Below are 15,701 nucleotides of genomic sequence, written 5' to 3' on the forward strand. Positions count from 1 at the left end.
ATGGCAAAATACGATTACATAATTGCAGGTGGTGGTTGTGCAGGTTTAAGCCTGTTATATCGTCTTTTACAAGATCCTGTTTTACAGAATCGTTCAATTTTAGTTATTGATAAAGATGACAAGAAAAATAACGATAGAACTTGGTGTTTTTGGGAAAAAGAGCCAGGTTTATTTGAGTCGATTGTTCACGCAAAATGGAACACTTTAGAGTTTTTATCTACCGATTTTCAAGAAAAACTAGACTTGGGTGCTTACACTTACAAAATGATACAGGGTATAGATTTCTATAACTTTATAATCGATTTTGCGAAGAAATTTAGCAATGTTACTTTCTTACAAGAAAACATTATTTCTATAAATTCTGTTGAAAATTTAGCAATTTTAAGAACAGATAACGCTTCCTATTCAGCAAAATATATTTTTAATTCTACAAGTATTTTCAACCCAAAAATAACTGAGGAAAATTCACTTTTACAACATTTTAAAGGTTGGGTTATTAAAACAAAACAACCTTCTTTTAATCCAGAAGTTGGTCGTTTGATGGATTTTAGAGTTTCACAAGAAAATGGTGCCACTTTTATGTATGTTTTGCCAACTTCCACAACAGAAGCTTTAGTTGAATATACGTTGTTTAGTCCTACTCTATTGGATAAAGAAAAATATTCTTTAGAGTTAAAAAAGTACATCAGCCAAGAATTAAATATTGATACATATGAGATTACTCATGAAGAATTTGGAGTAATACCAATGTCTTTGGCGAAGTTTAACCATAATCCACAGAAAAACATCGTCAATTTAGGAACAGCAGGAGGATTTACAAAAGCTAGTAGTGGTTATACATTTCAATTTATTCAGAAAAATGTTGCAGAAATTGTAGCAAATTTAAAGGTTGATAAAAACCCAAATCAGCCATTATCCTTCACCCAAAAACGATTTAATTGGTATGACAGAACATTAATTGATGTTTTGTTATCAAAAAAATTAACAGGAAAAGATGTTTTTACTAAAATGTTTAAAAAAATATCCGCAGAAAAAATATTGGCTTTCTTAGGAAATGAAAGCACGTTTTTAGAGGATATTTCTATTATGAAAACCCTACCTTTGAAACCATTTTTGGTTTCTGGAATTAAGCAATTTAAGGAATAAAAAAAGTAATCACTCCATCTTAGAAGTTTTAAAAAAAAGAGTTAAAAAATCATAGATTATGAACAATAAGATTGTAAGATTTAAGGTATTATTTGCGATTATATGTTTTAACATATTTGCATGCCAGCAAAATACAGATAAAGTAAATATTGCAGAGGAAACTCTAAACCAAAAAGTAGATTCTATTATAAATTTAATGACCATAGAAGAGAAATTGGGCCAATTAAACCTTATTCCTTATTATGAGGATACTAAAGAAGCAGTTTTACAAAAAATTAAAGAAGGAAAAGTTGGAGCATTACTTAAATCTAATGGAGTTAAAACAAACTTAAAACTTCAAAAAGCAGCAATAGAAGAAACCAGATTAGGAATTCCTTTAATTTTCCAAGAAGATGTAATTCATGGTTATAAAACCATTGCTCCAGTTCCACTTGGAGAAGCTGCCAGTTGGGATCTTGAAGCTATTGAAAAATCATCTGCAACAGCAGCATTAGAAGCTTCTGCAGCAGGTATTCAACTTACATATGCACCAATGGTTGATATTTCTAGAGAACCACGTTGGGGAAGAATTATGGAAGGAGCTGGTGAAGATCCTTATTTGGGGGCACAAGTTGCCAAAGCTCGTGTAATAGGTTTTCAGGGAAATAATATGAAATCGAACAGCACTTTAATGGCTTGTGTAAAACATTTTGCAGGTTATGGAGATGCCTTAGCAGGAAGAGATTATTACATAAATGATTTTTCTGAAAGAAAATTAAGAGAACTTTATTTACCTCCTTTTCAGGCTGCAATAGATGCAGGAGTTGGAAGTGTAATGACTGCTTACACTGCTGTAAATGGAATTCCTGCAAGTTCCAATAAATTTCTTTTAACCGATCTTTTAAGAAAAGAAATGAAGTTTAAAGGCATGTTAATTACAGACTGGACAACAATTTCTAACGTTGTTAAAATAGGTGTTGCAGAAAACGACACCATCGCAACAAAAATGTCTATTGATGCTGGTATAGATGTAGATATGACTTCCAGAAAATTAGTAAATACTGGTAAAAAATTAATTGAAAGAGGAGAAATATCTATAGAACGCATAAACGAATCTGTTCGAAATGTGCTAAAATCAAAATACCTATTAGGCTTATTTGAGAATCCCTATAAATATTTTGATGAAAAAAGAGAGAAAGAAGTTTTATTATCCGAAAAAGTAATAGAAGATGTTAGAGATGTAGCCAGAAAAAGTATGGTGCTTTTAAAAAATAATAACAAATTATTACCCTTAAAAAAAGATATAAAAACGATTGCAGTTATTGGTCCTTTAGGAAATAGTAAAAGTGACTTGATGGGTCAATGGTATTGTAAAGGAGATAAAAATGATGTCGTAAGTCTTGTGGAAGGAATTCAAAATAAAATATCTGCATCGTCGAAACTTGTTTTTGCTGAAGGATGTTTGTTAGGAGAGAAAATGGATGCTATTAAAAACCAAAAATTGTTAGCACAAGCGATTCAAACTGCTATAAAAGCAGATATAATTGTAATGGCTTTGGGTGAAAGAGGTTGGCAGTCAGGAGAAACCAGATCCATGGCAGATATTAATATTACAGACGAACAAATAGCGTTAATTAACAGCATAAAAAAATTAAAAAAACCTATTGTAACAGTCGTGTTTAATGGAAGACCCTTAATTCTTACAAAAATAGAAAAACCTTCTGATGCGATTTTAGAAGCCTGGTTGCCAGGAACTACTGGTGGAAATGCCATTGCAGATGTATTATTTGGAGATTACAATCCTTCAGGGAAATTGCCAGTAACTTTTCCTTATCATCAAGGACAAATACCAATATATTATAATTACAAAAGAACACAATTAAAGGTGAAACATTTAGATGTGCAAGACAAACCTTTGTATCCTTTTGGGTATGGACTAAGTTATACCGATTTTAAATATTCTGATATAAAATTATCCGATTCAACATTTACAGCTAAAGATTCTATATTAGCTACTATAACTGTTAAAAATACAGGAAACTATAAAGGAAAAGAAGTTGTACAAATGTACCTTGGAGATGAAGTCTGTTCTGTAATTCGTCCTGAAAAAGAATTAAAAGGATTTAAAATTATTGAATTAGATGAAGAAGAAAGTAGAGATGTATCATTTACAATAAGTGTAAAAGATCTTACTTTTATAGACAGAAACTACAAACAATCTTTTGAATATGGAAAATTTAAGCTTTTTATTGGTACTTCTTCTGAAGATGTAAAAGAGACTGCATTCTATTTGAAAGAATAAATCTGGCTTTGAAAACGTATTTAAAAATTAATTTAATTAGGAAATCTTTACTCCAAAATTTTGATAAAATCTTCAAAAGCCACATAATAAGGTTGGTCTTTAAAAACAGGAGCTTCCACACTTTCCGAATTTGCGATTCCAACACCCGCAAACCAAACTTTGGCATTTTGCTTTTTTGCATGTTGTTTGAATGTTTCCATCCATAAAACATCATAATCGTTTGGATTCTGTAAATTATTAGTCGCTTTTACCAAGACAAAAATGGTGGGTTCTCCTTTTTTAAACAATACAAATTGCGGGTGCCTTTTTAAAGTACTATTGATTGCCTGAAACTCATAACCCATTTTTTCAAGCTTCTTTCCTACGATATTCATTGCCAAGTTGTGCAATTCTTGTGCTGTTAAAACTTGCATTACAATTATTATTTCTTATTTCTTTTGTTGTAATTTTTATCTCCTCTAGTTTTCGGCTTCTTATATTTCTTAGCAATTTCTCTTCTATAAGAACCACCTTGATTGGTTTTACTATTCTTTTCACTTTTTTCATGAAAAGCAGGTCCTGGCACATATTCTAAACCAGTTCTGTTCTTAGAAATTCCTTGGTCTTCTCTTGGTCGTTCGTCTTCTGTTAGTAATTTAGAAATTTCAACTTCTTCTGGAAGCTCCAAAACAGGAATTTCAAAATTCATTAATTTTTCTATTTCTTGCTTACTTTCTTGTTCTTTTTCAGTAGAAAATAAAATGGTTTTTCCTGCTTTTTCTGCACGACCAGTTCTACCAATTCTGTGCATATAATTTTCAGGAAAATCTGGTGTATCAAAATTAATAACGTGCGAAACATTATCAAAATCTAAACCACGAGCCATTACATCTGTAGCTAATAAAATTCTATTTTTCCCTTCATCAAACTGTCTTATAGAACGAATTCTGTAATTCTGAGTTTTATTGGAGTGAATTACACACATTTCGTCATTAAAAACTTCTTCTAAATGCTTAAATAACAAATCTGCAGTTCTTTTAAAACCGACAAAAATTAATACTTTATTGTACGTTTCTTTATCTCTTAAAAGATGATGTAATAAATTTACTTTGGTAAAAAAATTAGGAATATTAAAAGAAACTTGCTCAATATTATCTAGCGGAGTTCCACTAACTGCCACAGAAATTTTCTCTGGTTTTTTAAAGAAGTCATAAATTAAATGATCTACATCTTCTGTCATTGTTGCAGAAAATAGTATGTTTTGTCTTCTTTCTGGGATGATATCAAAAATATTCATCAACTGAAAACGGAAACCTAAATCTAACATTACATCTACTTCATCAATAACCAATTTCTGAATAGATTTCAACTTTAAAGCATTGCTTAAACCCAAATCGTACAAACGTCCTGGAGTGGCTACAATAATATCTTGCCCTTGTAAAATGGCTTGTTTTTGAGTATTTATGTTTGTTCCACCATAAACTCCCAAAACACGAACATTAATATATTTTGCTAATTTTTCAATTTCATCTACCACTTGTAAAACAAGTTCACGAGTTGGCACCAACACCAAAATTCTAGGATGTACTTGTTTCGAGTATTTTAAATCTCGAAGAATTGGCAACATATATGCAAAGGTTTTTCCTGTTCCTGTTTGCGCAATTCCTACTACATCTTTACCTGATCTTACTACAGAAAATGCTTGTTCTTGAATTGGAGTTGGTGTTTCGAAACCCAAATCTTCAATTGCGTAATGTAGTTGTTTAGATAAGTCTAAATCTTCAAAAGTCATCGTACTAAAATTTTGTGCAAAGGTACGTTTTATAAAATGACAAGCAATGGCTGTTCGCAAGAGGATTATTTAGTAATTTCGCGATTATTAAATTGCAAAAAAAATGATTACAGATACGCACACACATTTATATTCAGATCAGTTTGACGAGGACAGGGAAACTATGATGAAACGTGCTAAAGAAGCAGGCGTTTCGCGCTTTTTTATTCCAGCAATAGATTCTTCTTACACACAAAGAATGCTAGATTTGGAAGAAAAATATCCTTATGATGTGTATTTAATGATGGGCTTACACCCAACTTCTGTTAAAGAAAATTATTTAGATGAACTGGCACATGTTCGCGAATGGATTGATAAAAAAGACTTTTATGCAATTGGCGAAATTGGTATCGATTTATATTGGGACAAATCTTTTTTAGTTCAACAACAAGAAGCTTTTAGGACTCAAATTCAGTGGGCGAAAGAAAAAAAGTTACCAATTGTAATACATTGTAGAGATGCTTTTGATGAAATTTTTGAAGTCTTAGAAACTGAAAAAGGAGATGATTTAAATGGAATTTTCCATTGTTTTACAGGAACAAAAGAACAAGCAGAAAAAGCAATTTCCTACAATATGAAATTAGGAATTGGTGGTGTTGCTACTTTTAAGAATGGAAAAATCGATAAATTTTTAAATGAAATTGATTTAAAACACATTGTTTTAGAAACAGATGCACCTTATTTAGCGCCAACTCCTTATAGAGGAAAAAGAAACGAAACTTCTTATATTACTAATGTAGTTGATAAATTAGTAGATATTTATCAGCTTTCTTTTAATGAAATTGCGGAAATTACTACACAAAATTCTAAAGAAGTTTTTGGAGTATAGTTTTAAAAGTCAGATTTGTAAAAATCCGTGAAATCTGTGTCAAAAAACTTTAGAAAAAATCAACATAATTTGAAATTAGAAACAACATACTACAAAACACCTATTGGAACTGCAAAAATTGTGGGAGATTCCAATGGAATTCAATCTGTTTCTGTTTTAGATAATGGCGAAATTTCTGAAGATAATTTTAAAGAAGAAACTCCAAGTTGTTTAAAAGATTGCGTGCTTCAGCTTAAAGAATATTTTAATGGAGAAAGAGCTAGCTTTAATTTAACTGTAAACCCAAAAGGAACTACTTTTCAAAAAAAAGTTTGGAAAGCTTTATTGGAAATCCCTTATGGAAAAACAAGAAGTTATTTAGAACAAAGCAAAGCTTTGGGCGATGTAAAAGCAATAAGAGCAGTGGCTTCTGCAAATGGTAAAAACCCATTATGGATTGTAATTCCTTGTCATAGAGTAATTGGTTCAGATGGTTCTTTAACTGGTTATGCTGGCGGAATTTGGCGAAAAAAATGGTTATTAGCACACGAAAATCCTGTAAAACAACAATCACTTTTTTAAATTTCTTTTCCATATATTAAAAAACTTATTTTTACGTTTGGTAGTTATAGACGTGCATGTATCAAAAAATAACCTTATTTATTTTACTTTTTGTTGGATTTTCCATCCAAGCACAAACGATTTCTAAAGATTTTCGATCCAAGAAATTTTTAATCCAAAAAGACACAGTTCAGTTTGATTCGGTTTCTGTAAATTCTCAACAGTTTAAAGTTTTAAATTCTATTTTAAAACCAATTCCGTCCACAGAATATCAAGTAGATTTTAGCAAAGCGATATTAATTATAAATGCTAAAATATATCCCGAAATTACCATAGAATACTTTCAGTTTCCAGATTTTGTAACGAAAATTTACACTTCTTATGACGAAAGCTTAATACTTCCAAATGGCGTAAATACTGGTAAATTATACAGTTTAACAACCAATAAAAAAGCTTCAGAAATTAAATTATTCGATGGTTTACAAACCAAAGGTTTTATTACAAGAGGCGTTACTGGGGGTAATAACCAAAATGCGGTTACTAACTCTGCTTTAGATTTAGAAATCTCTGGAAAACTCTCCAAAGAAGTTACTTTAAGAGCAAATATTTTTGATACGAATATTCCTCTTCAAGAAAATGGATATTCGCAAAACATAACAGATTTCGATCGAATTTTTATTGAAATGTATCATAAAAATTGGCGTGTAAAAGCTGGTGATATTTCTTTGCAAAATAAAGAAAGTTACTTTTCTCCTTTTGTAAAACAAGCCGCTGGTTTAGAAGTAGAGGCCAATGTTACAGAAAACCTAAAAGTAGGTGCTTCTGGAGCAGTCGTTCGTGGAAAGTATAATAATTTTAAGATTGTTGGAGTTGAAGGGAACCAAGGTCCATATAAAATTTTTGGAGCAAATAACGAACCTGCTATTGTTATAATTGCTGGAAGTGAACAAGTTTATATTAACGGAATTTTAATTGATAGAGGAGAAAACAAAGACTATACAATTGATTATAATTTAGCAGAAATTACCTTTAACACCACTTTTCCAATTACAAACGACATGCGAATTACTGTGGAATTTCAGTATTCAGACAGAAATTATACGCGTTTTGTAACCTATGAAAATGTTTCTTACAATTCTGAAAAACTAAAAATTAACGGTTTTTTTTATAGTGAAAACGATGCTAAAAATCAGCCTTTACAACAAGCGTTGACTGACGAGCAAAAACAAATTTTAGCGAATGCAGGAAACAATACCGATTTAATGTTTGCAGAAAGTGCTTTTGTAGATGCTTTTGATGAGAACAAAATTCTCTATAAAAAAATAGCAAATGGAGCTGTTGAAAATTTCGAATATTCTACAGATGCTAACGACGAATTGTATTTTGTAACTTTTACCAATGTTGGCGCAAACAATGGAGATTACACAATTTTAAGAAGTACAGCAATTGGTAATATTTTTGAATATGTAGGCGCAAACCAAGGAAGTTACGATCCAATAATACGTTTAATTCCACCAACAAAATCGCAAGTTTTTGTACTAAAAACCGATTACGATTCCACTAAAAAAACAAAACTAACTTCAGAAATTGCTGTGAGTAATAACGATGCTAATTTATTTTCTAACATAGATAATAATCAAAATACCGGAATTGCAGCAAAAGTTGGCTGGGAACAAGTTTTAATAGACAAAGAATGGAAATTAACGAGTACAATAAATCATGAATTCGTACAGAAAAATTTTAAAACTTTACAACGTTGGGAAACCATTGAGTTTAATAGAGATTGGAATCTATTAACAAATAATGGCACCAAAAATTATTTTCAAACAGCATTATTACTGCAGAACAAAAAGAAAGACTTTTTCTCATATAAATATAACAACTTAAATTATATAGATATTTACAATGGAAATATGCACGAATTGCACTCTAAAATGTCTTTTAATAATACCTCGTTTTATATGGATGGAAGTTTTCTAACGAACACCTCTATTTTAGAAGACAACTCGTTTTTAAGAGCAAAAGCACGAGTAGAACATCGTTTTTCTAAAAGTTGGTTGGGTGGATTTACAAATTTAGAAACCAATAGCAGAAAGAATATTGCTACAGATAATTTTATAAATACGAGTCATCGTTTTAAAGAATTCGAAACCTATTTTGGAATTGGAGATACTGCTAAAGTTTTTGCTAAAATCGGTTTTAATTATAGAAATAACGATAGTATAAAATCGAATACTTTTACTGAAATTAATAATCGAAAAACCATTTATATTAACAGTAAATTAATTCAGAATACATCTACAAATTTAAGCATTTTTGGAAATTACAGACTTACTGAAAACAGATTTTCGGAGAATGAAAAATCATTAAATTCTAAAATAGTTTTTAATAAACGATTGTTTAATAACTTCGTGTTTTTAGGAACAACTTACGAAACTTCTTCTGGAAACGTCGCAAGACAAGAATATATATACATTAAAACTGAGCCTGGTTTGGGTTATTATACTTGGATTGATTATAATAATGATGGAGTACAGGATTTCGACGAATTTGAAATTGCAGAATTCCAAGACCAAGCAAATTACTTACGAGTTCCAAAACCAAATATTCGCTTTATTGCGACACAAAGAGCAAAATTTAGGCAATCCATTAACTTAAATTTTAATCAATGGAAACAAAAGAAAGGATTCAAAAAAATTATTTCTCATTTTAATAACGAAAGTTTTTTAAGTGTTGAAAACGAACAAACACGAATTGGAAATTCCTTCAACTTTAATCCTTTTAATTTTGATGAAAATAAGTTAATAGGATTAAATTTAAGCTACAGAAATAGCCTATATTTTAATAAAAACCTCCAGAAATATAGCGTTACTTATACCTATGGAAACTTAAGAAATAAGCAACAATATTTTATAGGAAGTCAAGAAAGTAAAACGAATTTACATCAGTTAGATTTTGCGCATAAATTCGCCACTTTTTGGGTGGGTGAATTGATGGGAAAAGTTTCTGAAAACGACTTACAAACCGAAAACTTTAATAATAGAAATTATTTTATTGAAGCGAAGGAGATGCAACCTAAAATAAGTTTTGTATACAATCCTAATAACAGGTTAACGGCTTTTTATCATTATAAAAACAAGCAAAATATATTGGCTGGTTTCGAAGAATTGAATCAACAAAAATTCGGCTTGGAATATTTTTTCATCAGCAGTAAAAAGAACCAAATAACTGCGAATGTAAATGTATTTTTAAATGATTTTGAAGGAGATACAAATACACCTGTGGCTTACCAAATGTTAGAAGGTTTACAAGCTGGAAAAAACTATACTTGGAATTTGTTATTCTCTCAAAAATTAAATTCCTTTTTAAATTTAAATTTAAATTACTTAGGAAGAAAAAGCGAAAACTCGAAAACTATCCATACAGGAAGCATACAATTAAGGGCTATTTTTTAACATACTATGTGGCTTAATTTTTGATTAATTTCCAAATAATCCAAAAACTAATATTTTTTAAATAATTATTCTCAAGCAGAAACAGGGTTTGCACTTGGTGTTTCTGTTGATGGCAAATTTGTAACAAAATCTTGTTTTACTTCAGAAGTTTTGCTAGGTTTTGGTAAAAATTCTTATTAAAAGTAGTAGCAAAGATGGTTCTTTAGATAATAATATTGTTGGTCGAGATGGAAATACTGTTGGTTACAGATTCTAAACAATTTTAAATTAGTATTTTCGTTAAATATATTTAATATAACAAAAAATGAAAAAAGCACTTTTAATATTCGGTCTTTTAGTAAGCTCTTTAAGTTTTGCACAACAAGAAGTAAAATTAGACATTGCAGATGCATTGGTTATAAGAAGTCTAGAGTTTTCTTACGAAAGCTATATTAGTGCAGAAAACTCTTTTGGTATTTCTGCTCTTTTTAATTTAGCAAAACAAGATGTAGAATTTAGATACAATGAAGACACAATGATTACTCCGTATTTTCGTCATTATTTTACTTCGGAAGCACAATGGAATTTCTTTGGAGAAGGTTTTTTAGGTATAAATTCTGGAAAAGCTGAAATCGAAGTAAATGGAAACACACAACTACAGAAATATACAGATGGCGCTTTAGGTGTTGCAATTGGAACCAAATATATTTCTGATAGTGGTTTGGTAATTGATGTTTATGCTGGTGTTGGTAGAAATCTTTTTGGAACAGACTCTCCAATATTAGTACCTAGAGCTGGTGTAAATGTAGGTTGGAGATTTTAATTTTTAGCAAACTTTAGATATATAAAAAAAGCCAGCTTACGCTGGCTTTTTTTATGATGCTAATTCCTCTTCTTTTCTAATTGGAAGATTTTGAATTAAATCTATATATAAATTTACTTGTTTCTTTAAATCTTTACGCTCGTAAATAGCATCTAAGAAACCATGTTCTAATACAAATTCCGATTTTTGAAAACCTTCTGGTAAATCTTTTCCAGTAGTATCTTTTACAACTCTTGGACCTGCAAATGCAATTAATGCATTGGGTTCTGCAATATTAATGTCTCCTAACATTGCATAAGAAGCTGTTGTACCTCCTGTTGTTGGGTCTGTACACAAAGAAATATATGGAATTTTAACTTCTGCCAATTGCGCTAATTTTGCAGATGTTTTTACCAATTGCATTAAAGACAATGAAGCTTCCATCATTCTTGCCCCTCCAGATTTAGAAACCATTAAAAACGGAATTTCATTTTTAATAGAGTAATCTATTGCTCTGGCAATTTTTTCTCCAACTACAGATCCCATAGAACCTCCAATAAAAGAAAAATCCATGGCTGCAATTACCAAATCTTTTCCTAAAGATTTACCAACAGCTGTTCTTACAGCGTCTTTTAGTTTTGTTTTTTCTTGGGCAGCTTTTAACCTATCTGGATATTTCTTAGTGTCTTCGAATTTTAAAGGATCTTTAGAGGTTAATGTCTCGTTTAATTCTTTAAATTTATTATCATCAAAAAAAAGTTCGAAATATTCTTTACTTCCAATTCTTACATGATATCCATCTTCTGGACTAACATATAAGTTTCTTTTTAATTCTTCTGTATCTATTATTTTACCACTAGGAGTTTTGTACCAAAGACCTTTAGGAGTGTCTTTTTTATCTTCTGTAGCAGTTTGTATACCTTTATCTGTTCTTTTAAACCAAGCCATATCTAGTTTGTCTTTGTTATAATTTTATTCTAAAACAAGAATAAATGTGAAATACAAATGTAAAAATATTTTTGCGAAATACACTTTCTTCTGTTTGTTATTCTTTCGCACAAATATTTATAGATTTTTGTAAAAAGAAAAAAGCATTTTGATTCGAAAAAATCAAAATGCTTTTTAATAAAATATTAAAATACTTTTATAAAGTATCTACGTTGTTTAAATCTTGAAATGCTTGCTTTAAACGAGTTGTAAAAGTTTGCTCTCCTAAACGTAACCATTTTCTTGGATCGTAATATTTTTTATTAGGTTGGTCTGCTCCATCAGGGTTTCCTATTTGTGTTGCTAAATAAGGTGCCTTTTCTTGCATATAATCTCTAATTCCTTCTGCAAAAGCAAATTGTAAATCTGTATCGATGTTCATTTTAATAACACCATAACCAATAGATTCTCTAATTTCTTCTAATGTAGAACCAGAACCTCCATGAAATACAAAATCGATATGATTTTCTTCAACACCATATTTTTTTGTAATAAATTCCTGAGAATTCTTTAAAATTTTTGGTGTTAATTTTACATTTCCTGGTTTGTAAACTCCATGAACATTTCCAAATGCAGCTGCAATTGTAAATTGAGGAGAAACTTTCATTAACTCTTCGTAAGCATAAGCAACTTCTTCTGGTTGTGTGTATAATTTAGAAACATCTACGTCCGAATTATCTACACCATCTTCTTCTCCACCTGTAATACCTAATTCAATTTCTAAGGTCATACCCATTTTGCTCATTCTAGCTAAGTATGTTTTACAAATCTCTATATTTTCTTCTAAAGGTTCTTCAGATAAATCGATCATATGAGAGCTATATAATGGTTTTCCTGTTTCTTCGAAATGCTTTTCTGAAGCATCTAATAAACCATCTATCCAAGGTAATAATTTTTTTGCACAGTGGTCTGTATGTAAAATTACTGGAACTCCATAAGCAACAGCAAGTTCGTGTACGTGTTTTGCTCCTGCAATTCCACCAGCGATCGCCGCTTTTTCATTTTCGTTAGATAAACCTTTACCTGCATTAAATTGTGCTCCACCATTCGAAAACTGAATAATTACTGGCGCATTTAAATCTCTTGCAGTTTCTAAAACTCCATTTATTGTACTAGAACCAACAACATTTACAGCTGGTAATGCAAATCCTTTTTCTTTGGCTAGTTTAAAAATTGCTTGAACTTCTTTTCCTGTTGCAACTCCAGGTTTTATGTTGTGACTCATTTTTATTTTTTTTAAATCGTTGATTATTAGTTTTTCAAAAGTACTAAAAATAGCTGTTTTTCTATTTGATGAAAGCATAAAATAACGAAAACGTTATAGGTTTTCGTTTGTAATTTTCTTAAAATGGGTAGTTTATTCCAATATTGTAAACAGCACTTCCAAAGTTATAATTTTTGAACCATTTATTTTCATTTAAGTAAGGTTCGTATGTTTTAAACCCAACATCGAAACGAAGAATTAAGAAATTAAAATCTAGTCTTAAACCCAATCCTGTTCCTACAGCAATATCTTTTACGGAAGAAAAACCTTTTAATTTGGCATCTTCTTCTACGAAATCGGAACCAGTAATGTCCCAAATATTTCCTGCATCTACGAATAAAGCTCCTTTTAAATTACTAACAATATCGAATCTATATTCTGCACTTGTAAGAAATTTGAAACTTCCTACATTAAATTCTAAGCCACTATTTCTACTTCCTGGACCTAAATCGTAAGTTTGCCAAGCCCTAATATCGTTAGAACCGCCTGCAAAATAGCTTCTTGTAAAAGGAATATCGGAATTATCGTAAGGAATAATTGCTCCTAAAACAGTTCTTAATCCAAAAACAGAACTAGAACCTACATCCCAAAACTTTTTAAACTCTATGTCTGTTTTAAAATACTGTGCCAATGGTATTTTTAGGAATGTTTTCTTTCCATTGCTATTATATTTATTAGATGTTAAACCTAGTAAATTTCCTGAGTTTGCAATTCTAAATTTGAAAAAAGAAAAATTATTATCTCTAAAATTAGTTTGACTATTATAGGTATATGAATAAGCTAACACCGGAATTAAAAAATCGGAGGTTACAATATTGTATCTATTCTGGATATTTAAAACAGTATTGTAATCTGCAGGGTTTGAAGTTTTAAAACCATTGTTAGAAACAACATCATTTATAAAACTTAGAGTTTCTGGTGCTTGATTTTCTAAATCTGTGGGTAATGGGTGGTTATTTGTTCCACTTACAGCATCATATGTTTCTGCAATATTATTTAAGTTTATAAATTCTGAACTATAAATATTAAAAAAGCGATTTACATTTAAATTTTGAATGTATTGTGTATTAAATACTTCTAATTGAATTGTTTTTTTGGGAGTATATTGCCATCTATAATCAGAAAGAATAGTAAACGTTTGCCTATCTAAACCAATGTTTTTCTGAAAACTAGAACCTACAGAAAATAATGTTCTTGGAGACATTTCTTTAGGTACCAGTTTATTTAATCCAAAAGGAGCAACAAATCTTGGTATTTCTAAAGATGCATCTGCACCAATTTCGTAACCAGGTCCATTACTGGCCCTAAAATAGGAACCTAAAAAAGAAAGTTTTAAAATTTCTGCTCCTCTAAATGCATTTCTATCGATAATAGAAAATTTTGCAGAAGTTCCTATTTCTCTAATATTAGAATGGGTTAATTCTGTATCGAAACCTAAGGTATATTTTTCTTTTGGAGATAAAAAAATATTCATTCTTAATTCGTCTCCAGAGTTTCCAATTGAAAGAAAATCGATATTTGTGGTTTTAAAATTCTTTAAAGATTTTAAATGATTTCTTGTTAAATTTCTTAGTGTGTCTTTATAAACATCTCCAGGTTTTAAAAAGATAGACTGCTCTAAATATTTAGGGTTGTATTTTATTTTATTGTAACCAAAAAACTTAATTCCTCTGTATGTTAAAGAGTCTGTATACTCCTCTCCTTTTTGAGTATAAGAATAATCTGTAACTACTTTTATTTCCTTTATTTTATTTACCTTATATTCTTTACTTGTATAAGCTCCGTCTTTTTCTTCAAATCTTCCGCTAGAAATTAAAAAATCGACATTTGTTTTATAATCTGTTCTTGTAGAATCTACGTAAAAACCTAGAGCAGATTCCGTAAAATTAACAATCCCATTGTTTCTATATAATTTAACAACTTTTGCGGCTTCGTTTCTAAAAGTCTTATCATTATACTGCTCTCCTGTTTTTAATAAAGATTTAATTCCAGAAGATTTGTATATAGAATCTAAAACACTAGATTCTGTTTTTATCTTAATGGTATCTAATAGAGTTGGTCTCCCTTTAGTAATATGATATTCTACTGTTGCTTTTTTATCTTTAAATCTATTTATAACAGTATCTACCTTCGATTTAAAGTAACCTTGCGTTTTATAATATGCCCATAGATTATCTCCTGTTCTTTTTACCTTAGTTTCGCTTACAATTACTGGAGCATCGTAACTTAAAAACCAATTATTTAAATTTATTTGAGAATTTGCATAAGCGATGCTTTGTTTTTCTGAAAAAACATTTTTAATGAAATTATATTTTTTAGGGTTTTGTTTACCCCATTCAGAAGGTGTTTTTGGTTTATCGTGATTTCCTAAGTTATGGAAATATAAGCCTAATGGTAAATCTAATAATCTCGGATTTGGTTTTTGAAGGATGTATTTTTGTAAATCGCTACTTTTATCTTTAACACTATCTACAAAAATATAATTTTGTGTTAGCATGTGCTCATTCTCGGCAACATGTTTTGTAGAATTACATGCAACCAAAATTAAGACAAGTAGAAAGTAAAAAGAAAATTTTTTCATTACTTTAGCAATAGAATCGAACATCAA

General features: G+C 30.0%; 11 protein-coding genes. 6 read left to right on the plus strand and 5 right to left on the minus strand.

Annotated features, from left to right (window positions below):
• Together H9I45_RS09070 and bglX are read left to right on the plus strand one after the other, a co-directional pair.
• Positions 1-1,146: a lycopene cyclase family protein gene (locus tag H9I45_RS09070; RefSeq protein ID WP_088354894.1), complete on the plus strand. Its 1,146-nt coding sequence runs from the start codon at positions 1-3 to the stop codon at positions 1,144-1,146.
• A 58-nt stretch (positions 1,147-1,204) separates the two neighbouring features.
• Positions 1,205-3,427: a beta-glucosidase BglX gene (bglX, locus tag H9I45_RS09075; protein WP_088354893.1), complete on the plus strand. Its 2,223-nt coding sequence runs from the start codon at positions 1,205-1,207 to the stop codon at positions 3,425-3,427.
• 47 nt (positions 3,428-3,474) lie between these two features.
• On the opposite strand, the gene H9I45_RS09080 is transcribed toward bglX, so the two are convergent.
• Together H9I45_RS09080 and H9I45_RS09085 are read right to left on the minus strand one after the other, a co-directional pair.
• On the minus strand, positions 3,475-3,840 hold the full coding sequence (locus H9I45_RS09080; RefSeq protein ID WP_088354892.1) for a DUF8840 domain-containing protein: 366 nt from the start codon (positions 3,838-3,840) through the stop codon (positions 3,475-3,477).
• Between the two features lie 8 nt (positions 3,841-3,848).
• Positions 3,849-5,198 carry a DEAD/DEAH box helicase gene (locus H9I45_RS09085; protein WP_088354891.1) on the minus strand — a complete coding sequence of 450 codons (1,350 nt, stop codon included), beginning with the start codon at positions 5,196-5,198 and terminating at the stop codon, positions 3,849-3,851.
• Positions 5,199-5,301: 103 nt separating this feature from the next.
• Between H9I45_RS09085 and H9I45_RS09090 the strand changes: the two genes are divergently transcribed.
• The 4 genes from H9I45_RS09090 to H9I45_RS09105 all read left to right on the plus strand — a co-directional run bounded on the left by H9I45_RS09090 (position 5,302) and on the right by H9I45_RS09105 (position 10,863).
• Positions 5,302-6,066, plus strand: a complete 765-nt coding sequence (locus H9I45_RS09090; RefSeq protein ID WP_088354890.1) for a TatD family hydrolase — start codon at positions 5,302-5,304, stop codon at positions 6,064-6,066.
• A gap of 69 nt (positions 6,067-6,135) precedes the next feature.
• On the plus strand, positions 6,136-6,627 hold the full coding sequence (locus H9I45_RS09095) for a methylated-DNA--[protein]-cysteine S-methyltransferase (RefSeq protein ID WP_088354984.1): 492 nt from the start codon (positions 6,136-6,138) through the stop codon (positions 6,625-6,627).
• A gap of 56 nt (positions 6,628-6,683) precedes the next feature.
• Positions 6,684-10,061: a DUF8818 domain-containing protein gene (locus H9I45_RS09100; protein WP_088354889.1), complete on the plus strand. Its 3,378-nt coding sequence runs from the start codon at positions 6,684-6,686 to the stop codon at positions 10,059-10,061.
• Positions 10,062-10,365: 304 nt separating this feature from the next.
• Positions 10,366-10,863: a DUF3575 domain-containing protein gene (locus H9I45_RS09105; RefSeq protein WP_088354888.1), complete on the plus strand. Its 498-nt coding sequence runs from the start codon at positions 10,366-10,368 to the stop codon at positions 10,861-10,863.
• A 51-nt stretch (positions 10,864-10,914) separates the two neighbouring features.
• Here H9I45_RS09105 and accD read toward each other — a convergent pair whose 3' ends face one another.
• The 3 genes from accD to tamL all read right to left on the minus strand — a co-directional run bounded on the left by accD (position 10,915) and on the right by tamL (position 15,698).
• Positions 10,915-11,790, minus strand: coding sequence for an acetyl-CoA carboxylase, carboxyltransferase subunit beta (gene accD / locus H9I45_RS09110; protein WP_088354887.1), 876 nt, complete (start codon positions 11,788-11,790; stop codon positions 10,915-10,917).
• A 196-nt stretch (positions 11,791-11,986) separates the two neighbouring features.
• Positions 11,987-13,054: a class II fructose-bisphosphate aldolase gene (fbaA, locus tag H9I45_RS09115; RefSeq protein ID WP_088354983.1), complete on the minus strand. Its 1,068-nt coding sequence runs from the start codon at positions 13,052-13,054 to the stop codon at positions 11,987-11,989.
• 118 nt (positions 13,055-13,172) lie between these two features.
• Positions 13,173-15,698, minus strand: coding sequence for a translocation and assembly module lipoprotein TamL (gene tamL, locus H9I45_RS09120; RefSeq protein ID WP_228454820.1), 2,526 nt, complete (start codon positions 15,696-15,698; stop codon positions 13,173-13,175).
• Between the last annotated feature and the right edge of the window lie 3 nt (positions 15,699-15,701).

Origin of the sequence: Polaribacter haliotis (assembly GCF_014784055.1) — a bacterium.
In the GTDB taxonomy this organism is placed as follows: Bacteria; Bacteroidota; Bacteroidia; order Flavobacteriales; family Flavobacteriaceae; genus Polaribacter; species Polaribacter haliotis.